23 protein-coding genes are annotated in these 24,142 nt (G+C 63.5%); 13 read left to right on the top strand and 10 right to left on the bottom strand.

From position 1 onward, the window contains the following. Positions 1-7: 7 nt before the first annotated feature. The 8 genes from JLC71_RS15320 to JLC71_RS15285 form a co-directional block, all read right to left on the bottom strand. The gene (locus JLC71_RS15320; protein WP_200916462.1) at positions 8-2,668 is read right to left on the bottom strand and encodes a family 20 glycosylhydrolase; all 2,661 of its coding nucleotides are present in this window, start codon (positions 2,666-2,668) and stop codon (positions 8-10) included. Positions 2,669-2,852: 184 nt separating this feature from the next. Further along, positions 2,853-3,545, bottom strand: a complete 693-nt coding sequence (locus JLC71_RS15315) for a M48 family metallopeptidase (RefSeq protein WP_200916461.1) — start codon at positions 3,543-3,545, stop codon at positions 2,853-2,855. Further along, on the bottom strand, positions 3,527-4,258 hold the full coding sequence (locus tag JLC71_RS15310; protein ID WP_200916460.1) for a lysophospholipid acyltransferase family protein: 732 nt from the start codon (positions 4,256-4,258) through the stop codon (positions 3,527-3,529). The genes JLC71_RS15315 and JLC71_RS15310 overlap by 19 nt, the downstream gene beginning before the upstream one ends. A 224-nt stretch (positions 4,259-4,482) precedes the next feature. Continuing rightward, the gene (gene gmhB / locus JLC71_RS15305; protein ID WP_200916459.1) at positions 4,483-5,022 is read right to left on the bottom strand and encodes a D-glycero-beta-D-manno-heptose 1,7-bisphosphate 7-phosphatase; all 540 of its coding nucleotides are present in this window, start codon (positions 5,020-5,022) and stop codon (positions 4,483-4,485) included. A 64-nt stretch (positions 5,023-5,086) separates the two neighbouring features. Then, entirely contained in the window at positions 5,087-7,147 is a 2,061-nt protein-coding gene (gene glyS / locus JLC71_RS15300) for a glycine--tRNA ligase subunit beta (protein ID WP_200916458.1), read from the bottom strand. 5 nt (positions 7,148-7,152) lie between these two features. After that, positions 7,153-7,629 carry a surface-adhesin E family protein gene (locus JLC71_RS15295; RefSeq protein ID WP_200916457.1) on the bottom strand — a complete coding sequence of 159 codons (477 nt, stop codon included), beginning with the start codon at positions 7,627-7,629 and terminating at the stop codon, positions 7,153-7,155. 4 nt (positions 7,630-7,633) lie between these two features. After that, positions 7,634-8,524, bottom strand: coding sequence for a glycine--tRNA ligase subunit alpha (gene glyQ / locus JLC71_RS15290; protein ID WP_200916456.1), 891 nt, complete (start codon positions 8,522-8,524; stop codon positions 7,634-7,636). A 49-nt stretch (positions 8,525-8,573) separates the two neighbouring features. After that, positions 8,574-9,500 carry a LysR family transcriptional regulator gene (locus JLC71_RS15285; RefSeq protein ID WP_200916455.1) on the bottom strand — a complete coding sequence of 309 codons (927 nt, stop codon included), beginning with the start codon at positions 9,498-9,500 and terminating at the stop codon, positions 8,574-8,576. Between the two features lie 282 nt (positions 9,501-9,782). Here JLC71_RS15285 and JLC71_RS15280 point away from each other — a divergent pair, with 282 nt between their 5' ends. From JLC71_RS15280 to JLC71_RS15240, 9 genes are all read left to right on the top strand, one after another. Next, on the top strand, positions 9,783-10,778 hold the full coding sequence (locus JLC71_RS15280; protein WP_200916454.1) for a YeiH family protein: 996 nt from the start codon (positions 9,783-9,785) through the stop codon (positions 10,776-10,778). Positions 10,779-11,080: 302 nt separating this feature from the next. After that, entirely contained in the window at positions 11,081-13,009 is a 1,929-nt protein-coding gene (locus JLC71_RS15275) for a lytic transglycosylase domain-containing protein (RefSeq protein ID WP_200916453.1), read from the top strand. An 8-nt stretch (positions 13,010-13,017) separates the two neighbouring features. Next, positions 13,018-13,965 (top strand): complex I NDUFA9 subunit family protein, encoded by a 948-nt coding sequence (locus JLC71_RS15270; RefSeq protein WP_200916452.1) that lies wholly within the window; start codon positions 13,018-13,020, stop codon positions 13,963-13,965. A gap of 25 nt (positions 13,966-13,990) precedes the next feature. Then, positions 13,991-14,242, top strand: coding sequence for an RNA recognition motif domain-containing protein (locus JLC71_RS15265; protein ID WP_200916451.1), 252 nt, complete (start codon positions 13,991-13,993; stop codon positions 14,240-14,242). A 45-nt stretch (positions 14,243-14,287) separates the two neighbouring features. Then, positions 14,288-15,283 carry a 2-hydroxyacid dehydrogenase gene (locus JLC71_RS15260; RefSeq protein ID WP_200916450.1) on the top strand — a complete coding sequence of 332 codons (996 nt, stop codon included), beginning with the start codon at positions 14,288-14,290 and terminating at the stop codon, positions 15,281-15,283. A 1-nt stretch (position 15,284) separates the two neighbouring features. Next, positions 15,285-17,519 (top strand): PAS domain-containing sensor histidine kinase, encoded by a 2,235-nt coding sequence (locus JLC71_RS15255; RefSeq protein ID WP_200916449.1) that lies wholly within the window; start codon positions 15,285-15,287, stop codon positions 17,517-17,519. After that, positions 17,503-18,123, top strand: a complete 621-nt coding sequence (locus JLC71_RS15250) for a response regulator transcription factor (protein WP_200916448.1) — start codon at positions 17,503-17,505, stop codon at positions 18,121-18,123. The genes JLC71_RS15255 and JLC71_RS15250 overlap by 17 nt, the downstream gene beginning before the upstream one ends. 10 nt (positions 18,124-18,133) lie before the next feature. After that, a complete protein-coding gene (gene yaaA / locus JLC71_RS15245) occupies positions 18,134-18,898 on the top strand; it encodes a peroxide stress protein YaaA (protein ID WP_200916447.1) in 765 nt (254 codons plus the stop codon). A gap of 5 nt (positions 18,899-18,903) precedes the next feature. Further along, positions 18,904-19,449: an isochorismatase family protein gene (locus JLC71_RS15240; protein WP_200916446.1), complete on the top strand. Its 546-nt coding sequence runs from the start codon at positions 18,904-18,906 to the stop codon at positions 19,447-19,449. A gap of 15 nt (positions 19,450-19,464) precedes the next feature. Here the strand turns inward: JLC71_RS15240 and JLC71_RS15235 are convergent, their stop codons facing one another. Both JLC71_RS15235 and asd read right to left on the bottom strand, forming a co-directional pair. Then, entirely contained in the window at positions 19,465-19,830 is a 366-nt protein-coding gene (locus JLC71_RS15235) for a hypothetical protein (RefSeq protein ID WP_200916445.1), read from the bottom strand. 115 nt (positions 19,831-19,945) lie between these two features. Beyond that, positions 19,946-21,052: an aspartate-semialdehyde dehydrogenase gene (gene asd / locus JLC71_RS15230; protein ID WP_200916444.1), complete on the bottom strand. Its 1,107-nt coding sequence runs from the start codon at positions 21,050-21,052 to the stop codon at positions 19,946-19,948. A 166-nt stretch (positions 21,053-21,218) separates the two neighbouring features. Between asd and JLC71_RS15225 the strand changes: the two genes are divergently transcribed. From JLC71_RS15225 to JLC71_RS15210, 4 genes are all read left to right on the top strand, one after another. Then, complete coding sequence (locus JLC71_RS15225; RefSeq protein WP_200916443.1) at positions 21,219-21,608, top strand: hypothetical protein; 390 nt, start codon at positions 21,219-21,221, stop codon at positions 21,606-21,608. Positions 21,609-21,680: 72 nt separating this feature from the next. Then, complete coding sequence (gene dtd / locus JLC71_RS15220) at positions 21,681-22,133, top strand: D-aminoacyl-tRNA deacylase (RefSeq protein WP_200916442.1); 453 nt, start codon at positions 21,681-21,683, stop codon at positions 22,131-22,133. A gap of 286 nt (positions 22,134-22,419) precedes the next feature. Further along, a complete protein-coding gene (locus JLC71_RS15215; protein ID WP_200916441.1) occupies positions 22,420-22,707 on the top strand; it encodes a hypothetical protein in 288 nt (95 codons plus the stop codon). Between the two features lie 47 nt (positions 22,708-22,754). Continuing rightward, entirely contained in the window at positions 22,755-24,104 is a 1,350-nt protein-coding gene (locus JLC71_RS15210; RefSeq protein ID WP_200916440.1) for an MATE family efflux transporter, read from the top strand. The last annotated feature ends 38 nt before the right edge of the window (positions 24,105-24,142 follow it).

Below are 24,142 nucleotides of genomic sequence, written 5' to 3'. Positions count from 1 at the left end.
CGACCACTTATTTCGGAATCAGCCCGGTAGCCCGGCCGAAGCGCTTGCCATCAAAGCTCACCGTGCGCACCTGTACCGCGTTCGCATCGGTCACCGCCGGGGCCTTGGCCGCGTCAAACGCTTGCCAGGTCTTGCCGGCGTCGAGCGAGTACTGGATCTTCACGCCCGGCAGCTCGGTCACGGCGGCGAGCTTGCCGTCGACGACCTTGGCACCGACCATGGACAGACGGTACTCAAGACCAACCTTGTCCATCTTCGCCAACTCACGCTGGCCAACGACGTTGGCAAAAGCCACCCAGTCGCTGTTCAGTGCCTTGGCATCGACCAGCTTGGTTTCGCCAGCCTTGTAACGCTCGCCCACGGTGTACGGGCGTTCCCAAGCGGCCTGGTGCCATGCACGTTCGGCAACGGCGATCAGTCGCGGGAAGACCATGTATTCGAAGCGTGCGTCGGTGCGAACGGCTTCGCTCCACAGCTGCGCCGACATGCCTTCGACCGGTGGCATCGCCTTGCTGGCCTTGGCTTCGAAGGCGTTGCCGTCACGATCGAGCGAAGTTTCGGCGTTCTGCGGCAGGTTGGCCGGCGAGAACGTGAAGATCTTCTTGATCGGGTTGGCACGCGCGCCCCAGTAGTAGCCGCTCTCGTTCGGATCCACTTCGTTCGGGAAATCGAGGTAGACGTAGTCCGGGTTGGAGATGATTACGCCGTAACCCTTGTTGGTCCATTCGACCGCCGAATCGGCGCCACCCCAGTACAGCGTGTCCCAGAAGTTGACGCGTACATTCTTGACGGCAAAGTCCTTGGCATTCGGCGCGAACTTCAGGCCATCCTGCCAGGCCTGGAAGTTGCTGATGCCGTGCTTGGGCAACAGGCCGCTGACTTCGTGGGCGAAGTAACCCGGCAGATGTTCCACATCGGCGACCTTGCCCGACTTGATCAGCGCCTGGCAGGCCGGCGATCTGGCCCACGGACGATCCTGCTTGGACATATCCATCCAGCCCTTGCCATCCTTGTCCTTGGCGTTCTTGTCGGCATAGCCGGCGCCGAAGAAGATGTTCTTGGCTTCGTCACCGCCAAAGTGCCAGCTGTCGAGCTTGAGACCGGCATCCTTGTACATCTTGCCGACTTCGCCGATCACCTTGTCGGTGAACTTCAGCGCACCCGGTTGGCAAGGGTTCAGCATCCCCAGACGATCGTAGTACTGCACACCGGTGGTATTCGTGGTTTCCTGCGGATCGAGCAGACGGTATTCGTTGGCGGCCTCGGTCTTGCCTTCGGCCATCAGGCGCTTGTAGCGCGCTTCCATCGATACCACGGCGGCACGGGCGTGCGCCGGCATGTCGAATTCCGGGATCACTTCGATCTGGCGAGCGTGAGCGTACTTGAGGATCTCGATGAAGTCGTCGCGGGTCAGATAACCCGAACCGGCGGTCTTGCCATCCGGACCCTGGCCCAGTTGCGGCAACAAACCCTTGGTTTCGGTCAGATCGTGCACGCGCTTGCCGCCGACATCGGTCAGTTCCGGCAGGCCCGGAATCTGCAAACGCCAGCCTTCGTCATCCGACATATGCAGGTGCAGCTTGTTGAGCTTGTACGCGGCCATCTGATCGATGGCGGCCAGCACGGTGGCCTTGCTGCGGAAGTTACGCGCCGAATCGATCATGAAGCCGCGATAGTCAAAGCGCGGCGCATCGGCGACTTCCATCGTCGGTACGGTCTTGGCACCTTGCGCCGGTACTAGCGACAGCAGCGACTGCACGCCGTAGAACGCGCCGGCGGCGTCATGGCCGACCACTTGCGCGCCCTTGGCGCCGATCACCAGCGAGTAACCCTCGGCCTTGGCAGCGGCACCCTTGAGCGACTTCGGCGCAATGCGCACGGTCACCGGATAGGCGCCGGCGGTCACGCCGATTTCCTTGGCGCGCGCTTGCAGCGCATCGACACTGGCCTTGTCCAGACCCTTGGCATCAAGCTTGATGCCCTTGGAAAGATCGGCAAGCTGGCCGGTGAGCTTCTGTGCGGTCGGCGCCGGAATGATGCGCGCGGCAATGTCCTTGGCCGGCAGCAGCGGCGTCGCCTGATAGGCATCGAAACGCGTGGCCGCGGTCATGACGATATTGTTGTCGCCGGCCGAACGCTTGGCGTCGGCGACCTTGAACGGCGCGACAAACTTGGTCAGGTCTTCGGTATCGGTGCTGGCGATCACTTTCGGCGTGGCGTCACCCGAGGTCACATACCAGCGCGGCATGGCGTCGTACATCGACACCTGCCAGTATTCGCCGATCATGCCAAGCTGAACCGGCTTGCCCTTGGTGAAACCATTGAATTTTTCGGTCGGTTCGAGGCGATACAGGTCACCGGTCAAATGGGTGATCTTGAACTGGTCGTTATCGACGCGCAGGATGCGGCGGATGCTGGAGAAATAGATCTGCCAGTCCTTGCCGTTGATGTCGCTGGCGGCGTCGAAGGTCACATCGATCTTGAAGCACGATGCCCAGTCGGCACCGAGCGCCGAGCATTCCTTGCCCGGCTGGCTATTGCCTTGCATCGTGTACTTGATGCCCAGCTGGCTGGCGATGCTGTCCACCTGCTGCTGCGCCCCGGAACCTGCGTACGCAAATCCGGCGAACGCCATGCTCGCCACCATCAGAGTCAGTTTACTTTTCATCACGGCTTCCTTGCTTGCATCCGGGCTGGTGGCCCGGACTGATCGACTGCAGCGGGATTACATTGACCCCGCCTCCGCAAACAAGATTGCACCCAGCAACGTATCCCGTCGTTGTTCAAGATCAACGCACGGGGTGACTTCGGCAAATTAACAGTAATTAATTCCGTAATTATCCAGCCGAACACTACCAGGCCAGCAGTGCGTGGCCATGACGTTTGAGCCAATCGCGCTGCGCCGTCCACGCCGGGCAGTACTGCGCGACGATGGCCCAGAAACGTGGCGAATGATTGAGTTCGGCCAGATGCGCCAGCTCGTGGATGATGACGTAATCGATCACGTCCAGCGGCGCCTGCACCAGCCGCCAGTTGAGCCGGATCGCCCCGGCGGCGGTACAACTGCCCCAACGCGTGCCGGCCGAAGTGAGTTTGAGCTGGCTCGGCTGCAGCCCCATCCGCCCGGCCCACAGCGGCAGCCGTTCGGCAAAGTAGCTGCGCGCGGTACGCTGCAGGAAACGGCTGAGCGCCGGCGCCAACGTTTCGCCGGCACCGGCGATATGCAGCACGCCGTCGGCCAGTGCGCTGCGTTTGGCTCCGGCGACCAGCATCATCGGCTTGCCGAACCAGCTGACCATGGCGCCATCGGCCAGCGCGGGTGGCGGAGCCGGGCGATTGGCCAGATGCTTGAGAATCCAGCCGATCCGGGCGATGACGGCGCGGTCGGCGTCGGCAAGCGTCGCGCGCGCCGGCAGCACCACGGCAAGGCCGTTCGCATCGATCTTCAGGCCGATCGAGCCGCGACGGGCGCTGCGCTTCACCGTGTAGGCGAGTTCGCCACCGGGATGGCGAACGCGCCGTTCGCTTATTTTTTCGGGTAGCAAGGCCCGCGTTCCGGCATGGCCGCCAGCTCGGACTCGATCCACTGTTCGACCTCGGCGGTCAGCTGCATCGCATCGCGGCCGGCGGTATCGATCGGCTTGCCGATCTTCATCGTGATCGTGCCCGGATGCTTGAGAAAGGAATTGCGCGGCCAGAACTCACCGGCATTCACCATCACCGGCACCAGCGGAATACCCAGCGCAATCGCCAGACGCGCGCCGCCGGGCTTGTATTTGCCGCGCACACCCGGCGCGATCCGCGTGCCTTCGGGGAAGATCGTGATCCAGAAGCCGTGCTTGATCCTATCCTGCCCCTGTTCCATCAACAGGCGCTGCGCCTCGGAACGATTGGTGCGATCAATCGCGATCGGCGACGTCGCCTTGAGTCCCCAACCGAAGAACGGCAGCTTCAAAAGCTCGCGCTTGATCACGAACACCATCGGTGGAAACACCATCTGCAGCGCCATGGTCTCCCACGCCGACTGATGTTTGCAGATGATCATCGCCGGCCCGGCCGGGATGTTCTCCTCGCCGACCACCCTGCCCTTGAGGCCGCAGGTTACGCCGAGCCACCACAGCAGGCTGCGGCTCCAGCCGGTGATGATGCGCGTGCGCAGCACCGGCGGCAGTGGCAGGATCATGATGCAGAAAATGGCATACGGCGGCGTAATGATCGCCATGCCGAGCCAGTAGAGAATGGAGCGAATCCAGATCATTGCCGGTCCGTATCAGGTATCAAAGGTTAATCGAGAGAGCGTCTATACAAGCGTGGCCGTTTCGGCTGGCGAGCGAGCCAAGGCAGGCCGGGCTCGCCCGAAGCGCAGAAACCGCAATGGCCACGTGGGCCATGAGGACGACCCGAAGGTAGCCCCCTTGCGGGGTGTCGGAGCATCGGACGAGCCCGGGATGCGCAGGCGCAGCCGCCAGACGGAATGGCCACTCAGCCGAGGCGCTGGAGCCAGTCGGCTACCGCCGCCAGATCGTCAAACACGCGCGTCTCGGCTGGTAAGCAGTCTTTCTGCTCGGTCTTGCTGCCGTTGCCGGTGCGCACCAGCAGCGGCTTGCCACCGGCGGCGGCAATCGCCTCCAGATCGCGCTGGCTGTCACCGACCATCCACAACTCGGTCGGCGAGACGTGAAAGCGCTTGGCAATATCCAGCACCATGCCCGGTGCCGGCTTGCGGCAGCGGCATTGTGCGTCGCCCATGTGCGGGCAGAAAAACACCGCGTCGATCTCGCCACCGGCGTCGTGAACCAGCCGGTGCATCTTGGCGTGGATACGATTCAGCGTCGCCACATCGTAGTAGCCACGGCCGATGCCGCTCTGGTTGGTCGCGACCACCAGCGTCCAGCCGGCGCGGGTCAACGCGCCGATGGCATCCAGGCTGCCGGGAATGGGAATCCACTCGTCCGGCGACTTGATGTAATCGGGGCTGTCATGGTTGATGACGCCGTCGCGATCCAGGATCAGCAACTTCATAGGCACCTCCGCACGGGGTATCCACGGCAAGGCGGCGTGGTCGCCGCCTGCGTTCAATCGGCGCTTATTCTGCAAGTAGCGACAACTCCGCGACGCGGTTCATCAGCCCGGCCAGCGCCGAGAGCAGCGCCAGACGATTGCCGCGCACCGCCAGATCGTCGGCCATCACCATCACGCCGTCGAAGAAGGCGTCGACCGGCGCTTTCAGCGCGGCCAGCGTCGTCAACGCACCGGTGAAGTCCTGCTTGGTCAGCGCCGTTTCGGCCTGCGGTGCGACCGCTTGGTAAGCGGCGAACAACGCCTTCTCGGCATCGTTGTCGAACAACGCCGGGCTCAGTGCCGGCAAGGTGGTGTCGACCTTCTTGAGAATGTTGCGGATGCGCTTGTTGGCGGCGGCCAGTGCGGCCGACTCCGGCAGCGCCTTGAACGCGGCGACGGCGTCGAGCCGCTGCACCACGTCGTCGAAACGCTCCGGATTCAGCGCCAGCACCGCGTCGATATCAGCGGCCGGGTAATCGGCGGCGAGGAAATTCTTCAAACGGTCGAGCATGAAGCCCTGCACGCCCTCAACCGTGCCGTCCTTGATCACCCCGGCCGGGAAGGCGGCGGCGGTCGCGGTCAGCAGCGATTTCAAATCGAGCGGCAGCGTCAGCAACTGGCGCAGCACGCCGAGCGCGGCGCGGCGCAGCGCGAACGGATCCTTGTCGCCGGTCGGGATCAGGCCGATGCCGTAGATGCCGACGATGGCTTCGAGTTTGTCGGCCAGCGCCACGGCTTGTGCCACCGGGCCGGCCGGCAGCGCGTCGCCGGCGAAGCGCGGGCGGTAGTGCTGCTCGATCGCATCGGCGACCGCTGCGGGTTCACCGTCGATCTGCGCGTAGTAACGACCCATCGTGCCTTGCAGCTCGGGGAATTCACCGACCATGTCCGACACCAGGTCGGCCTTGGCCAGCAGCGCCGCGCGCTTGCAGTCGGCCGCGCTGGCGCCAAGCGCCGGGCCGATTTCGCCGGCGAGTTTGACCAGGCGTTCGACACGCTCGTACTGGCTGCCGATCTTGTTGTGATACACGACGCTGCGCAGCCCTTCGACGCGCGATTCCAGCTTCTTCTTCTGATCCTGCGCGTAGAAGAACTGGGCGTCCGACAAGCGTGCGCGCAGCACGCGCTCGTTGCCGGTGATGATGTGGCTCGGATCGGCCGCTTCGATGTTCGATACCAGCAAAAAGCGGTTCATCAACTTGCCGTTGGCGTCGAGCAGCGGAAAGTACTTCTGGTTCTGCTGCATCGTCAGGATCAGGCATTCCTGCGGCACCTTGAGGAACTCGGCCTCGAAGCCGGCTTCCAGCACCACCGGCCATTCGACCAGCGCGGAGACTTCGTCGAACAGCGCGTCGTCGGCGGCGATCGTTGCGTTCAACCTGGCGGCGGCGGCCTTGAGGCGGTCGACGACCAGCTCGTGCCGCGCACCGAAGCTGGCGACGACCTTGCCTTCCTCGTACAGCTTGCGCGCGTATTCGTCGGCGTGACCCAGCTCGACCGCGCCCTTCGACAGGAAGCGGTGGCCCTGGGTGACGCGGCCCGATTCAAGGTGCAAGACCTTGGCCGGGATCACTTCGGCGCCGTGCAGCACCACGAGGCCGTGCACCGGACGGATGAACTGACCGTCGCGATCGCCCCAGCGCATCATTTTCGGCGCCGGCAGTTTTTTCAGCGCGGCTTCGATCAGGTTCGACAACACGCTGGCCAGCGCTTCGCCGGCTTTGGTGCTGCGGAAGATGAACACATCCTGCTTGCCGTCCGAGCCCTGCTCGAGCGCGTCGACCGCGACGCCGCACGAGCGGGCAAAGCCGGCCAGCGCCGGGGTCGGCGCGCCGTCCTTGAAGCCGGCAGCGACGGCCGGGCCGCGCTTCTCGATCTTCTGCTCGGGCTGCACCGCGAGCACGTTCGGAATCGTCACCGCCAGACGGCGCGGGCTGGCGAACGGGTGGCAATCACCGTCCTTGGCGACGAAGCCAAGCTTGGCGAGTTCGTCAAAAATCGACCGGGCGAACACATCGCCCAGCTTCTTGAGCGCCTTCGGCGGCAGCTCTTCGGTAAACAGTTCGATCAACAGGGTTTGGGACATGACGATCACTCTTTGTTCTGGGCCTTGTCGGCCATCATCTTGCAAACCTGGCGCACGAAATCGGCGCCATAGCTATCGGGCTCGGCTGCGGTGAATTCCCACTGGTAGCCGGGTACGTCGTAACGCGCGATCTCGGCACCGTTTTCATCCTGCAACTCGACCGCCGTTCCGGCCATCCGGCCGCTGGGGCAATCGATCGCCTGGCGCGCAAACTTGACCCGGTATTTGCCTTTCGACGCACCATCGATCTGGTCGGTGTCGAAAGTCTGGCGCATCCACACATAGGTGTAGGCGCTGCTGCCGGCGCGGTCACGGTGCGAAATCGAATTCACGTCGACATCGACACGTACATCATTGAGTTTGCCGTAATTGCGCCAGTCGGCCATCTCGCCGGGCACCGGCTGCGGGCCGCGCGTGCCAGCCTCGTAGTCGTCGCAAGCGGCGAGCAACACGGACAGGCACAGCGCAGCGGCCGCTTTCATCGCACTAGGCCGGATTGCACATCGGGAAGCCGAGCGCTTCGCGGCTGTCGTAATACGCCTGCGCGACCATGCGCGACAGCGTGCGTACCCGGCCGATATAGGCCGCGCGCTCGGTCACCGAGATCGCACCGCGCGCGTCGAGCAGGTTGAAGGTGTGCGAACACTTCATCACCATTTCGTAGCCCGGCAGCGCCAGATCGGCTTCGATCAGCCGCTTGGCTTCGCCTTCGAAATCGTTGAAGAGCTTGAACAGCAGCTCGACGTTGGCGTATTCGAAGTTGTAGGTCGATTGTTCGACTTCGTTCTGGTGATAGATATCGCCGTAGGTCACCTTCTGGCCGTTCGGATACACCGTCCAGACGAGGTCATAGACGTTCTCGACCCCCTGCAGATACATCGCCAGCCGTTCGACGCCGTAGGTGATTTCGCCGAGCACCGGCTTGCAGTCGATGCCGCCGACCTGTTGGAAATAGGTGAACTGGGTGACTTCCATCCCGTTCAGCCACACCTCCCAACCCAGACCCCAGGCGCCCAGCGTCGGGCTTTCCCAGTCGTCTTCGACAAAGCGGATGTCGTGCACGGTCGGATCGATACCGAGCTCTTTCAGCGAACCCAGATAAAGATCGAGGATGTTGTCCGGGTTGGGCTTGAGCGCAACCTGGAACTGATAATAGTGTTGCAAGCGGTTCGGGTTCTCGCCGTAACGGCCGTCCTTGGGCCGGCGCGACGGCTGCACGTAGGCGGCGTTCCACGGCTCTGGGCCGAGCGAACGCAGGAAGGTCGCGGTATGGAAGGTGCCCGCGCCGACTTCGATATCGTACGGTTGCAGCAATGCGCAGCCCTGACGACTCCAGTAGTTCTGGAGCGTAAGGAGAATTTCCTGAAAAGTCAGCATGTCGGTCTTGGCCGGATGACCCGGTTTCGAGGTCTGAAACCTGCTGATTCTACGTGTTTTTGCCCACAGACGGCGAATCGCTCGCCGTCGATTCGGCGGCAAATCTTGCCAGACACAGCGCATGGAAGCGTTGTGCGCCCTGCGTCAGCACCTTGTCGCGGGCGCGGATCAGGTAAAAGCGCCGCGACAGATCCAGTCCCGGCACCGCCAGTGTTGCCAGCTCGCCACGCGCCAGTTCGGTCGCGACGGTGCGCCGCGACAGGCAGGCCAGGCCGAGGCCGGCGCGTACCGCCCCTTTCACCGCCTCGCTGGTGCCCAGTTCCAGCGCCACCTTCGGGCTGCCGATCAGCGGCGCCAGCGCGGCTTCGAGCACTTCGCGCGTGCCCGAACCCTGCTCGCGCAATATCCATTGCGCCCCGGCCAGCGCGGCGATGCCGATCTCGCGGCCGGCCCAGTCATGATCGGGGCGCGCGACGATGACCAGTTCGTCGGCCAGCCACGGCTCGGCCAGCACACGGGCATCGTGGCAAATGCCTTCGATCAGGCCGAAATCGGCACGGTAATCGGCGACAGCGGCAATCGCATCGTGCGTGTTGCCGATCGAGATTTCGGCGCGACTCTCGGGCTCTTGCGCCAACAGCGCCCCCAGCAAGTCGGGCAGCACCCGGTTGCCGATGGTCGAGCTCGCAGCCAGCCGCAGGCGTGCCGGCGCATTGCCGCGAAACCGCGCTTCGATGTCGCGCGCCTGCGCCAGCAGCGTTTCGGCCTGCGGCAACAACCAGCGGCCATGCTCGTTGATCTGGATCCGCCGGCCGATGCGATCGAACAGCGTCACCCCGAGCCGGCGCTCCAGTTCGGCCAGCGCGCCGCTCGCCGCCGATTGCGACAGTCCCAGCGTTTCGCCGGCGGCGGTAATGCCGCCGATCCGCGCCGTGGTGACGAACACTTCGAGCTCGCGCAAGGTCAGGCGAATCATGGTTCTTCTCCTTCCACCGGCCGCGCCGGCCGGTAATAACACCGTCCATGCCACCGCCATCCCGGCGGGACCCCGATTGCCTCGCAAGCACCACCGGCCGCAAACCCGCAGCAGCGATAGGTTCGCGGCGAGCCAGGGCTTGGCAAGCCCAGCCTAAATCGGTTTTTCAGGTTCTAAAGCGCTGAATAACCACTTTTACACATATAACCAGAATAAATATATTTATTTCCATTGGAGCTAACAAACGAAAGCTCGTCAGTATTGGCAACAAGGATGATCACCATGCGCTTCGTTCAAACCCACTATCAAGGCCTGCTGCTGGCACTCGGTCTCGCCACGATCGCCGCACTGCTCGGCCACGCCTTCCCGCTGATCGGCGGCCCGGTCTTCGGCATCCTGCTTGGTCTCTTGCTCAATAACCTGCGATCACCGGGCGAGCGCTTCCGTCCGGGGATTACGTTTGCCTCGAAGCAGATCTTGCAGTGGTCGATTGTCGCGCTTGGCGTCGGCCTGAGCTTTACCAAGGTTGCGCAAACGGGGATGCAGTCGCTGACAGTAACGCTGGTGACCATCAGCTCGGCTTTTCTGTCGGCGATCGTGCTCGGCAAGCTCTTGGGCGTGCCCGACAAGCTGAAGGTGCTGATCGGCGTCGGCACCGCGATCTGCGGTGGCTCGGCCATCGCCGCGGTGACACCGATCATCAAGCCGGACGACCACGAAACCGCGTTCTCGATTTCGACGATCTTCCTGTTCAATATCGTCGCCGTGCTGCTGTTTCCCTTCCTCGGCCATCTGTTCGGCATGAGCGACAAGGGCTTCGGCCTGTGGGCCGGCACCGCGATCAACGACACCTCGTCGGTTGTTGCCGCCGGTTACAGCTATAGCCAGATCGCCGGCCAGTACGCGACCATCGTCAAGCTGACCCGCGCCACGCTGATCATTCCGGTCTGCCTGTGCCTGGCGCTGTACATGGCGCACCAGCATCGCAAGGCCGGCGCCGAAAACTTCAGCCTCAAGCGCATCTTTCCGTGGTTCATCCTCTGGTTTGTCGTCGCCTCGGTGCTCAGCACGCTGGGGTTCATCCCCGCCGCCGTGGTGCCCTACGCCAGCCAGATCGCCCAGTTCCTGATTGTCGTGGCACTGACCGCAATCGGCCTGTCGTCCAACCTCAGGCAAATGCGCGGCACCGGCTTTCGCCCCGTCCTGCTCGGTCTGGGCGTGTGGATCTGCGTCGCGACCAGCAGCCTGATGGTGCAACACCTGATGGGGCAGCTCTGAGTGAATACAAGCGCTGCGGGAGCCTTGCTGCCACGCACAGCTCGTCGCAGCGACGCGCCAAGCCCCGGAAACCAGCGCCGATACCGCCGCTGTTTGCCGTCCTGATTATCGGTGACGCGGCGATCAATTCCGACGCGCATCTACTGCCTGGCTGACGGCAATCCACCATGCCACGGCATGGCTGTCTTGCAGCACGCTTGATCACGGCTCGGGGCTGGGTGATTTAGAATAAGGACAGGGACATGAAACTATCTACATGTATTCCTCGTCCATCTCTAAACCATCCTACTTCCGGGCCACGCATGAAACGACTGATCCTTGCCGCTCTTATCACGTGCTCTGGCGTCGCATCCGCGGGTCTGGATCTGACCCAACTGCGCGATGCAGCCCGCTCGCGCGACCTCGCCACCTTGCAGCAACTGGCGCAAAGCGCCAATGGCGACGTACTCGAGATGTACCCGCGCTATTACCTGCTGTCGGCACAGATAAACACGCTGACCGAAGCCGACGTCGCGCCCTTCCTGAGCCGCCATGAAGGCTCGCCGATCGCCGAGCGCCTGCGGGCCGACTGGCTCAAGGAACTGGGAAAACGCCAGGACTGGGTGTCCTACGATCTCGAATACCCCAAGCTTGAGAGCCCAAGCGCCGAACTTAAATGCCTGGCGGCGCAAGCGGCCATCGCACGCAACGATGCCGCCGCCTTGGCCCAGGCCAAACCGTTATGGTTCAGCGCCAAGCCACTGCCCGACGCCTGCAACCCGGTCTTCGACACGCTGTTCACCCGCAACGTCCTGACTTCGGAAGATGCCTGGACGCGCATCCGCATGACGCTGACCGCCAACCGCAGCGATCTCGCCCGCCAGCTCGCCGCCCGCGTCGGCTTCCCGTCCGAGCTGAGCGCCAAGGCGCTCGGCCGCGCCGCCAATACGCCGGACAAGGTGTTCGACGCCAGCGCCGACAGCCGCGCCGCGCGCGAAATGCAGCTCTATGCCGCGCAAAGACTGGCGCGCAAGGACGCCGATCGCGCCGCGCAACTGTTCCAGTCGGCGTCGATCAACTGGCCGCTCGCCGACAAACGTTATGGCTGGCAACAGCTCGGCATCATCGCGGCGAAATCGCACAACGACAACGCCAACGGTTTCTTCGAACGCGGCGGCAGCGCCGGGCTTGAAGAAGCCGGCCGCTTCTGGTCGGTGCGCGCGGCACTGCGCGTGCGTGACTTCAAAAGCGTGCTGGCCCGCATCGATGCAATGCCGGCCGAGGATCTGCAACTGTCGGTCTGGCGCTACTGGAAAGCCGAGGCGCTCAAGGCCCTGGGCCGGCCGGCCGAAGCCCAGCCGCTGCTGCTGGGCCTGGTCGGCGGGGATGACTTCTATAGCCTGCTGGCGCGCGAAGAGCTCGGCCCGATCGCCAGCGATCCGCCACAGCACCGCCGCGCCGACGCGACCGAACTGCGCGCCATCGAACGCGTTCCCGGCATCCGTCGCGCACTGGCGCTGTATGCGCAAAACTGGCGGGTCGAAGGCGCACGCGAGTGGTCGTGGGCGCTCAAGGGCATGGACGACAACCAGATGCTCGCCGCCTCGACGCTGGCCGACGCAAGCGGACTGTACGACCGTTCGATCGATACCGCCGAACGCATCAAGCAGTTGTCCGACCCGACCCTGCGCTACCCCTATCCGTGGCGCAAGGTCGTCACCCAGGCCGCGCAGGAGCAGGGGCTGGATCCAGCCTGGGTGTACGGACTGATCCGCCAGGAAAGCCGCTTCGTACCCGACATCCGCTCCAGCGCCGGCGCCGCCGGGCTGATGCAACTGATGCCGGCTACCGCCAAATGGGTCGCGGGCAAGATGGGTCGCAAGGGCTTTGATCCGAGCGAAGTCACCGACATTCCGACCAATGTCAGCATGGGCACTTTCTATCTGCGCTACCTGCTCGACCGCCTCGATGAACACCCGGTGCTGGTCACCGCCGGCTACAACGCCGGCCCCGGCCGGGCGCGCAACTGGCAGAACGACGGCGCGCTCGATGCCGCCATCTATATTGAAACGATTCCCTTCGACGAAACACGCAATTACGTGAAGAAGGTGCTCGCCAACGCCCAGCACTACGGCGCAAGCTTTGGTTCCAGCACCACATTGCACCAGCGCCTCGCCGCCATCCCGGGCAAGCTCGTCACCCCGCCACAGGACAACACCCTCGGCGGCGCCGACGGAGGCGACAGCAACTGAGGTCCAGCATGCAGATCCTGATCATTGGTGGTACCGGTTTTATCGGCAGCAGCCTTGCCGCACGGCTCGTCGCAGCCGACCACACACTCACGCTGCCCACGCGGCACCGCGAGCATGCGGCCCGGCTGCTGGTACTTCCCAATCTCGATCTGGTCGAGGCCAATGTGCACGATCCGGCCACGCTGGCCGAACTGGTGCACGGCAAGGACGCGGTCATCAACCTCGTCGGCATCCTCCAAGGCAGCGCCGAGCGCTTCGCGCAGGTTCATGTTGCGCTGACCGAGCGCATCATTGCCGCCTGTGAGGTCGCCGGCGTGCCGCGCTATCTGCACATGAGCGCGCTCGGCGCCGGTATTGATGCGCCATCGATGTATCAGCGCAGCAAGGGGCTCGCCGAAGCGCGCGTCGTCGCCAGCGCGCTGGCGTGGACGATCTTCCGGCCCTCGGTCGTTTTCGGCCGCGACGATCGCTTCATCAACCTGTTCGCCAGGCTGCAGCGACACGTTCCGCTGGTGCCGCTAGCCTGTGCCAGTGCGCGTTTTCAGCCGGTCTGGGTCGAGGATGTCAGCCGCGCCTTCGCGGCGGCGCTTGAGCGCGACGCGCTGGTGCAGCAGAAGCTGGATCTGGTCGGCCCCACGGTTTACACCCTGGCGCAGCTGGTTCGCCTCGCCGGCCAGTGGTCGGGCCACCCGCGGCCGATTCTGCCCCTGCCCGACGCGATTGCCCGCGTACAAGCCTGCATGATGGCGCTGCTGCCCAATCCGCCGCTAAGCAGCGATAATCTTGATTCGATGAAAATTGATAACGTCGCGCCTGCCGGATTTGCGGCCGTGCTAGGCTGGACGCCCACCGCGCTTGAAGCCGTGATGCCGCAATGCCTGGCGCCGGATAACCCGGCAGCCCGATATCGGCGGACGGTGTCGAGCCGGACGTGGAAATTTCCCCCTTCCCAGTAATATCCCTGATTGTAGGAGTGATGTAATGACTGCCATCCTGATCGGCAACCTGCCTCCGGAAACCAATACCGACGACGTGCGCACGCTGCTTTCCGAGCTGGGCATGAGCGCCGATGTCGGCGATGTAACCATCGCCGAAGGTCTCGGCGAGCGTCTGGCCGCATCGGTCTCGATCGACTGCAGCTCGGCCGCTGCCGAAGCGCTGGTACAGCGCCTGAACGGCCACTTCTGGAACAGCCGCGAACTGACGGCCAGCTACAACCCATTCGGCCAGTAAAGCCCTCATCGGCCGGCACACCGGCGCCAACAACGGATCAAGAGCATGCGGATCGCGGTATTTGACAGCAAACGTTACGACGAAGCCTCGCTGAACGCAGCCAACGCCAAGCATGGCCATGAACTGGTGTACTTCGGCGACCGGCTCAATCGCAATACCGTGCCGTTGGCGGCGGGCTTTGACGCCGTGTGCCCCTTCGTCAACGACACGCTCGACGCCTCGACGCTCAATTCGCTGGCCATGCTCGGTATCAAACACGTTGCGCTGCGCTGCGCCGGCTTCAACGGCGTCGATCTCGCCGCAGCGCAACAGCTCGGCATCGCCATCACCCGCGTGCCGGCGTACTCGCCCGAAGCCGTCGCCGAACACCTGTTTGCGCTGCTGCTGACGCTGGTGCGCAAGACCCACCGTGCCTATATCCGGGTACGCGACGGCAACTTCTCGCTCGAAGGACTGGAGGGTTTCAATCTGCATGGTCGTACCTTCGGCGTGATCGGCGCCGGCAAGATCGGCCAGGCGGCGATGAAGATCGCCAACGGTTTCGGCATGCGCGTGCTGGCGTTCGACCGCTCGCCCGATACCAAGCACGCCGGCGAACTCGGCTGCACCTTCGTGCCGCTGGATGAGTTGCTGCGCGAGTCGGATGTGATCTCGCTGCATGTGCCGCTGTTCCCGGAAACACGCCACCTGATCAATGCGCAATCGCTGGCGACGATGAAACCCGGCGCGGTCATTGTCAACACCAGCCGCGGCGGGCTGATCGACTCGGCGGCGCTGGTTGAAGCGCTCAAGAGCGGCCAGCTTGGCGGTGTCGGCCTTGATGTGTACGAGTATGAAGAAGGCGTGTTCTTCGAGGATCTGTCCGGCACCGCGCTGCAGGACGACGTGCTGGCACGGCTGATGACCTTCCCCAACGTGGTCATCACCTCGCATCAGGGTTATCTGACCCGCGAAGCGCTCCGCAATATCGCCGATACCGTGTTCGAGAACATCGACGCCTTCGCCAAGGGCCTGCCGCTCGTCAACGCGGTTCACGCCTGAGGTGCGCCTGCCAAGTGCCCCGGCCCGCTGGCTGCAGCCGCTGCCCGGGCTGATTGCCGCGCTGTTCGCGCTGCTGTTCGCCAGCTATCTGCTGGTGACACGCGGCGAGACCGAGAACATGCGCACCGCGCAACTTGAGCAGGACATGCTGTGGCAGAAGCAGGCGATCGAGCAGCAGGCAGAAGCGGACCGCGACGCCTTGCTCACGCTGGCGGCCACGCTGCCGGGGCATGATTACACCGCACCGGCGTTCCAGGCGCGCGTGCTGACGCTGATCCAGACCAACCCGGAAATCGTCGGACTGGCCATCCACGACGGCGGTAGCCGCGCCCGCTGGACCGCCCCGCAGGCGCGCCATACCCAGCCCTTCAAGGGCAATGCCGGTTGGGGCGAATTGCAGATCATCGATCAACAACCACTGGTGACCTACACCACGGTCACGCCCGACCACAGCAACTACATTGTCGCCACCATCGCGCTCGATGTATTGCTGCAACACCAGGTGCCATGGTGGCTGGGGCAGCGCTACCAGATCTCGCTGCTCGGCCCCGACGGCAAAACCATCGCATCCAAATACCAGCGCCAGTTCGATCCGAACGGCGCCGCACACACGATCCACCTCGACAAGCCGCCGCTCGGACTGACGCTGGCGGCACGCACTTACCATACGCCGCGGGCGCTGCTGGCCGATCTGTTGCCATGGCTGCTGTTCATTCTGGCCGGCGCGATGCTGGCTTCGACCTGGGCGCTGCGGCGGCATATCCGCAAGCGCGAAATCGCCGAGGCGCAACTGCGCAGCGAAACGGCCTTGCGGCTGGCGATGGAAAACTCGTTGGTCACCGGCCTCAGGGCCACCGACCTGAAAGGCAACATTCTTCACGTCAATCGCGCCTATTGCGAGATGACCGGCTACAGCGCCGACGAACTGGTTGGCCTGACCCCGCCCTTCCCGTACTGGCCCCCCGAAGAGATCGAGCGCTGCATGGCCGCAAGCGATGCCATCATCGCCGGCCAGCTCGATCCGAACGGCTTCTCGGTGCGCTTCATGAAAAAAAGCGGCGAGCGTTTCGATGTTCGCCTGTACGCATCCAAGCTGATCGACGGCGAAGGCCGGCACATCGGCTGGATGAACGCGATGTACGACATCACCGAGCTGCGGCGCGAACGCAAGGCGCTGCAGGCCTCGCACGAACGTTTCGTCACCGTGCTCAATGGCCTGGACGCCGCGGTCGCCGTCTCGGATAGCGAAAGCGGCGAATTGCTGATGTCGAATCTGCAGTTCGATCGCGCCTTCGGCCTGCCGGACTGGCGCGGCCGCTGCTGTATCGTGCCCTTCGTCAAACGCCGTACCGAGCCACCGGTCGATACCGAGTGGTACGACCCGTTCAGCAAACGCTGGTACCAGATCAAGAGCCGCCAGAGCGTCTGGGTCGACGGCTCGGCAGTGTGGCTGGAAATCGCCACCGACATCACCGCGCTGAAAACCGCCGCCGAACGCGAGCGACGCCAGAACGAGACCCTGCAACAAACGGCCAGGCTGATCAGCATGGGCGAAATGGCCTCCAGCCTCGCCCATGAGCTCAATCAGCCGCTCGGCGCCATCGCCAGTTATGCCTCGGGCTGCCGCAACATTCTCGGCAGCCCCGATCCGAACTTGAAGCAATTGGCGCAAGCGCTCGACAAGATGGCCGAGCAGGCCAAGCGCGCCGGGCAGATCATCCGCGGCATCCGCGAGTTCGTGCAGCGCCGTGCGCCGTCGCGAAAACGCTGCGAAATCGGCACCCTGCTCGACACCGTGCTCGGCCTGCTGGGGCATGAAATCGTTCGCCGCGAGGCCGATATCTCGCTGCAGCAATCCCCCGATCTGCCCTCGCTGTACGCCGACCCGGTGATGCTCGAACAGGTGATCTTTAATTTGATCAAGAACGCGCTCGAAGCGATGGATGTAACCGCACCGGTGCGACGTGCGCTGGCGATCTCGCTGACGCGCGATGGCGATTATCTGCGCGTGACCATCGCCGATCGCGGCCCGGGCCTGAGTCCCGAGCAGCTCGAACAGCTTTTCAAACCGTTTTATACGACCAAGGACACCGGCATGGGGATGGGGCTGAATATTTGCCGTTCGATCATCGAGCACCATCAAGGCCGGATGTGGGTCGAAGCCAATCCTGGCGGCGGCAGCCGCTTCATCTTTACCGTACCGTTCAGCGAGGAACCCAATGCCATCGAACCCTAACCGCCGCATCGCCATCGTCGACGACGACGACGCCCTGCGCGATGCGCTCGCCTGGCTGTTCTCGACCCGTAACCACGACGTTCAGCCCTTCCCGAACGCCGAATCGCTACTGGCCGACTACACACCTGACCGTTTCAGCTGCCTGCTGCTCGATGTGCGCATGCCCGGCATGAGCGGACTGGAGCTGTTCCAGAAACTCAAGGATTTCCCCTACCTGCCGCCGGTGGTGTTCCTGACCGGCCACGGTGACGTGCCGATGGCCGTCGGCGCGCTCAAGGATGGCGCCACCGACTTCATCGAAAAGCCGTTCAACGACAACGACATCGTCGATCTGGTCGAGCGTTTGATCGCCGCCGACGCGCTCAGCCGCACCCAGTGGCAGGCCAAGAATGCGGTCGAAGCCCGGCTGGAATCGCTGACGCCACGCGAACGCGAAGTAATGAAGCTGATCCTCACCGGCCGGCTCAACAAGCAGATCGCCGACGATCTGTCGATTTCGATGAAAACGGTCGAAGTGCACCGCGCGCGCATCCTCGAAAAAATGCGCGTCAAAACCGCCATGGAGCTCGCCGCCCTGCTGCGCGACGCCAAGATCGGTAGCTGAGGGCCCGCGTTTGTTGATGCTGATTTCCCCGGCCAAGACGCTGGACTACACCACGGCGCTGCCCACGCGGCGCCACTCCGAACCCGACTTCCTCGACCGCAGTGCGCCGCTGATCGATATCCTCAAACAGAAAGCGCCGTCCGAGCTGTCGGCGCTAATGGCGATCTCGGACGAACTCGCGGTGCTCAATGCCGGCCGTTACCAAAGCTGGCAGCGGCCGTTCACCCCCCACAACGCCCGACCGGCGGTATTCGCCTTCAAGGGCGATGTGTACGAGGGGCTGGATGCCTACGCACTGGATCACGCCGGGCTCGATTATGTCGGCCGGCATTTGCGCATCCTCTCCGGGCTGTACGGGCTGCTGAAGCCGTACGACCTGATCCAGCCTTACCGGCTGGAAATGGGCACCCGCCTCGCCAACCCTGCCGGCACCAACCTGTACGCGCACTGGGGCGACACCATCACCGACGCCGTCAACGCGCTGGATGCCAGAACCATCGTCAACCTCGCCAGCGACGAGTACTTCAAATCGGTGAAGCCGAAGAAACTGCAGGCAAGGCTGATCACACCGGTATTCGAAGACTTCAAGAACGACCGCTACAAGATCATCAGCTTCTACGCCAAGCGTGCCCGCGGCCTGATGGTGCGCTACGCCGCGCTGAACCATGTGATCAAAGCCGAAGCGCTGCAAGGCTTCGACCTCGACGGCTATGCCTTCGCCGCCGACGCCAGCGATGCACAGCGCTGGGTGTTCCGGCGCCACCTGCAGGAGTAACCCCGATGCTAGCGCTCGACTTCAAGCGCACCGCACTGGTGCTGATCGATCTGCAGTGCGGCATCGTTCGTGCCTTTGACGGCAATGCCGTGGTCGATCACGCGACGCAGCTGCTGCAGCACTTCCGTGCTCACAACGGTTTCATCGCCTTCGTCAACGTCGACTTCCACGACGGCCGCGATGCGCTCGCGCCGTCATGCGACGCACCGACCGCGCCGGGCCTGCGCCCGCCGGACTGGGGCCGCTTCGTCGAAGCGCTCGAGGTCGGCGATCACGACTACACCGTGACCAAGCGGCAATGGGGCGCGTTTTTCGGCACCGATCTTGACCTGCAGCTGCGCCGCCGCGGCATCGACACCATCGTGCTGGCCGGCATCGCCACCAATATCGGCGTCGAATCGACCGCCAGGCAAGCGTACGAACTCGGCTACACCCAGTATTTCGTCGTCGATGCGATGAAAACCGCCAGCCCGGAAGCACACGATGCGACGGTGAAGTACATCTTTCCGCGTCTCGGCCACGTCGTCGATACGGCGGCAATCACCGGCTAGCCGCGGCGCAACGGCTTACGCCCGGCGCTCCGTTGGCACCTTGATACCGCGCAGCGGCTGGGTGCGACGCTCCCCCAGGCCCTGGCGAATGTTCAGCGCGTGATATTTGGCCAACGCCACGCGCTGCTCCTTCGGCAGCGTCTCGTCGTGATAGGCGGCCTGAATCAGTTCCTTCTGGATAAACGCCAGCTGCCGGGCCAGCAGCTCGCAGTTTTCCATTGTCGTACCACGATTCATCTCGGCAACGATCATCAAGGCATCACGCTTGATCCGGTACGTCAGCGAGTGGCGCAGCGGATGACTACCGGCCTCGCTCGCGCGGCGTTGCGACGGCATCAGCTCGGTCGGCGGGAAATGCGAATTCGTCGCGGAGTTCGTCACGAACTCGCGCCTGATCATTTTCGTCAACCATTGCCACATGCGTCGCCCCCGGGCGGAAGAAATTCACCATAAAAAACGGGACGCAGCGCGTCCCGTTGTCTGCCGGTCTGACGGCTTATTCGCCGAGCAAAATCCGCAGCATCCGGCGCAGCGGTTCGGCCGCACCCCACAGCAGCTGGTCGCCGATCACGAAAGCCGATACGTATTCCGGGCCCATGTTCAGCTTGCGAACACGGCCAACGCCAATTTCCAGCCCGCCGGTAATCGCCGCCGGGGTCAGTTCCTTGACGGTGACCTCGCGGTCGTTCGGCACCCACTTCACCCAGTCGTTGCCCGACTTGATGATGGCTTCGATCTCGGCAAGCGGCAGATCCTTGTTGAGCTTGATCGTCAGTGCCAGGCTGTGGCAACGCATCGCGCCAATGCGCACGCACAGGCCGTCGACCGGCACGGTGGCTTCGATGCCGAGAATCTTGTTGACCTCGGCCTGGCCCTTCCATTCTTCCTTGGATTGGCCGTTGTCGAGCTGCTTGTCGATCCACGGAATCAGCCCGCCGGCCAGCGGCGCGCCGAAGTATTCGCTCGGCACATCGGAGCGGATCGCCTGGGCGACCTTGCGGTCGATATCAAGGATGGCCGAAGCCGGCGTCGCCAGCTCGTCGGCGACGGTGCCGTACACCACGCCCATGCCCTTGAGCAGTTCGCGCATGTGATTGGCGCCACCGCCCGACGCCGCCTGATAGGTCATCGAGCTGACCCAGTCGACCAACCCTTCGCGGAACAGGCCGCCGACACCCATCAAGAGGATCGAGTTGGTACAGTTGCCGCCGATGTAGTTCTTCACGCCACGCGCCAGCGCCGCATCGATCACGCCACGGTTGACCGGGTCGAGCACGATGACCGCATCGTCTTCCATGCGCAGCGTGCTGGCCGCATCGATCCAGTAGCCATCCCAGCCGGCTGCGCGCAGCTGCGGGAAGACTTCGGTGGTGTAGTCGCCACCCTGGCAGGAAATGATGACATCCATCGCCTTCAGTTCGGCGATGTTCTTCGCATCCTTCAACGTGCCGGCGTCGCGACCGAAATTCGGTGCAGCGCTGCCAGCCTGCGAGGTGGTGAAGAACACCGGTTCGATCAGGTCGAAATCTTTTTCTTCCTGCATACGCTGCATGAGGACCGAGCCCACCATGCCGCGCCAACCGACGAGGCCTACGCGTTTCATCATCAAATCCTTAGGAAAACAGTGAGATAAAGCAAGCTTCCGATCTTAGTGAAAAACCGGATTGATTGCCAGCACCGACCGGGGGTCGGTTTCGTAGTCGCGCACACTTGCTTACTTTTATAGAAATTATTACAGTGCGCTCAATTAAGTAATCGCCGAGCCTATTTTGCTCAGTCGCCTGAAAACCCTGCTCAGCACCCAGCTCTCCGGACTCGCATCGCGCAGCCGCCGCACCTCTATGGCGATGGCGACGACGATCCCGCAGATCGTTGCCCACAAGATCAGCCGTGCGGCCTATCACGACCTGCTTTTCCGGATTGAAATGGCGCAGCTCAGCGGTCAGGCTTTGTCGATCCGCGCACCGGCCGATGCGCAGCCACCGCTGCTGCGCTCCATCATCATCGATATCGACAAACTCGCCGTGCATCACCCCGATCAGGCCAAAGCGCTGCGGCTGCGGCTCTATGGTTGCCACGACGTGCACGCAGCCAGCGCCCGGGCGCGCTTTGTCAGCGCGGCGCAAAAAGCCCCGGTACGCATCCACTCTCGCAACTAGTTTTACTGACACCTCGTTCTCGTAGCGCTACCATTTCCGGCTCGACTTTCAATCGTTCAACAGGAAATCGCCATGCGGGTTTTGTTGCAGCGCGTCCGGCAGGCGCATGTTTCGGTCGATGATGCGATTTGCGGTCAGATCGGCGCCGGCGTGCTGTTACTGGTCGGGATCGAAGATGCCGACACCGATACCGATCTGGCCTGGATGGCCAGCAAGGTGGCCAATCTGCGGATTTTTGAAGACGAGGCCGGCGTGATGAATCTCTCGCTGCGCGAGACCGGCGGCGCTGCGCTCGCGGTGTCGCAGTTCACCCTGTTCGGCAGCTACCGCAAGGGCAACCGCCCGTCCTGGGGCCGCGCCGCCAAGGGCGAGGTATCACAGCCGATGTTCGACGCCTTTGTCACGCAGTTGTCGACGACGCTCGGCAAACCGGTGCCGACCGGCATCTTCGGCGCCGAGATGCTGGTGTCGCTGGTCAATGATGGCCCGGTCACGCTGCAACTCGACTCAAAACAGACGGAATAAGCCGGCATCTGCAGCGCAGCACTTGACTACGCATCGCTCCAATCGCCAGAATGGCCTCTGCATTACAGCGCCGATTTGACCCATCAGCTTGCGGGCGCTGCCAACAAATCCGGCTAAAGCGTGCGAGCGAACCCGCGTCTTGCACGCGGGTTTTTTGTTTTCCGGTCGTGGATGCCGTCTCATCCACCGCGCCAATTTAAGCGACAACTTGCGGGGCGCGTACCAAATGCTGCTAAAGCGTCGGCCGCACCGGCGGCCGTCCGTTCTCATCCAACAGGAGGCCGCCATGTACGATTGTCTCGATACTTTGCCCGTGAACACCGCCCGCACATCCCCACCACGCACCATCGGTGAAACCAGCCTGCGACTCAAGGCCCCCTGTCCCGATGCGGTCGTGGCACTGTGCCGCGCCGAGGTCATCGCCAGCGACCTGGGCTATCCGACGCGACGACAGGGGGCCGAGCTGTGGATCAGGGCGATTGATGTTCATCTGGCGTTACGATTGCAGGCGCTGTTTCCCACGCTGATCGCGTGCTACGAGGTACCGACCCGGTACCGCTGTCACCGCCGCTAGCCGCCAGCCCCTATCAAGGGCCGGCGCGGCGCAAGAAAGGATGTTTTATGTTGCAGTTGCGCCAAGAGGCCCGAGAAACCTGGATGCTGGCCTGGCCGATCATGATTGGCCAGCTCGCTTCGACCGGCACGTCCTTCGTCGACGCGGTCATGGCCGGCCACGTTTCCGCCGGCGACCTTGCCGCGGTGTCGGTCGGCGCGTCGATCTGGGTCATGCTGATCGTCACGCTGATCGGCCTCAACCTCGCCGCCAGCCCGCTGATTGCCCACGCGGTCGGCGCACGCCGCGAAGCCGAAGTCCCCGCGCTGGTACAGCAGGCACTGTATCAAGGCTTTTTCTGGGCCTTGGTCGCCTGGCTGATTGCGCTGCTGGCCGCGCCCATTTTCCCGCACCTGGGCCTGCCGCCCGACGTCGCCGCCAAGGCACACGGCTTCCTGACTGCCGTGAGCTGGGGGCTGGTGCCCTTCTCGCTGTTCCGCGTGCTCTACGGCTACAGCGCCAGCCTCGGCCAGACCAAGCCGATGATGGTGATTTCGCTAATCGGCCTGTCGCTGAACGTACCGGCCAACTGGATGCTGATCTACGGTCATTTCGGCTTCCCGGCGCTGGGCGGCGTCGGCTGCGGCTGGGCCACGGCTTTCTGCATGTGGGTCACGCTGTTGCTGATGATCGGCTGGATACGCTTCTCGTCGAGCTATCGCGCCACCTATCCGCTGCGACACTGGCGGCGGATCGACTGGGTGCGGCAGCGCGAGCTGTTCAGACTGGGTGCGCCGATGGGGGTGATGTTCTTCGTCGAAGTCAGCGCCTTCGGCGGCATCGCGCTCTTGATGGCACGGCTTGGCACCACCTCGGTTGCCGCGCACCAGATCGCGCTTAACGTCGCCTCGCTCACCTTTATGATTCCATCGGCGCTCGGAACGGCGCTGACCGTACGGGTCGGCCATGCACTCGGTGCCGGCGACACGCACCGGGCGCGAGAAATCGGCAATACCGGTCTGGTGCTCGGCCTGATCATCGCCAGCGCACTGGCCTTGATGATTATCCTTGGTCGCCACCATATCGCCAGCTGGTACACCAACGATGCGGCGGTACTGACGCTGGCCGGGGTGCTCTTGCTCTACGCTGGCGCCTTCCAGTTCGCCGATGCCACCCAGGTGGTCGCGGCCGGCATTCTGCGTGGTTACAAGGTGACGCGCCAACCGATGCTGATCCACCTGACCGCCTTCTGGCTGGTCGGCATTCCACTCGGCTACGTACTGGCATTCGGTTGGGGAGGCTTCGCCGGTCGCGGCGCCGCCGGTTACTGGCAGGCACTGGTGCTGGCGCTGGTGTGCGCCGCAGCGCTGCTGGTCTGGCTCTACCTGAAGAAGAGTCGGGCTTCGCTACTGCGATAGGTGAGCCACTGATAAAACCCAGCGTAGCGGTGCTGGCA

Source organism: Jeongeupia sp. HS-3 (assembly GCF_015140455.1).
In the GTDB taxonomy this organism is placed as follows: Bacteria; Pseudomonadota; Gammaproteobacteria; order Burkholderiales; family Chitinibacteraceae; genus Jeongeupia.
Note: the sequence above shows the minus strand (reverse complement) of the source record. Positions and strands in the feature narration are given on the sequence as shown.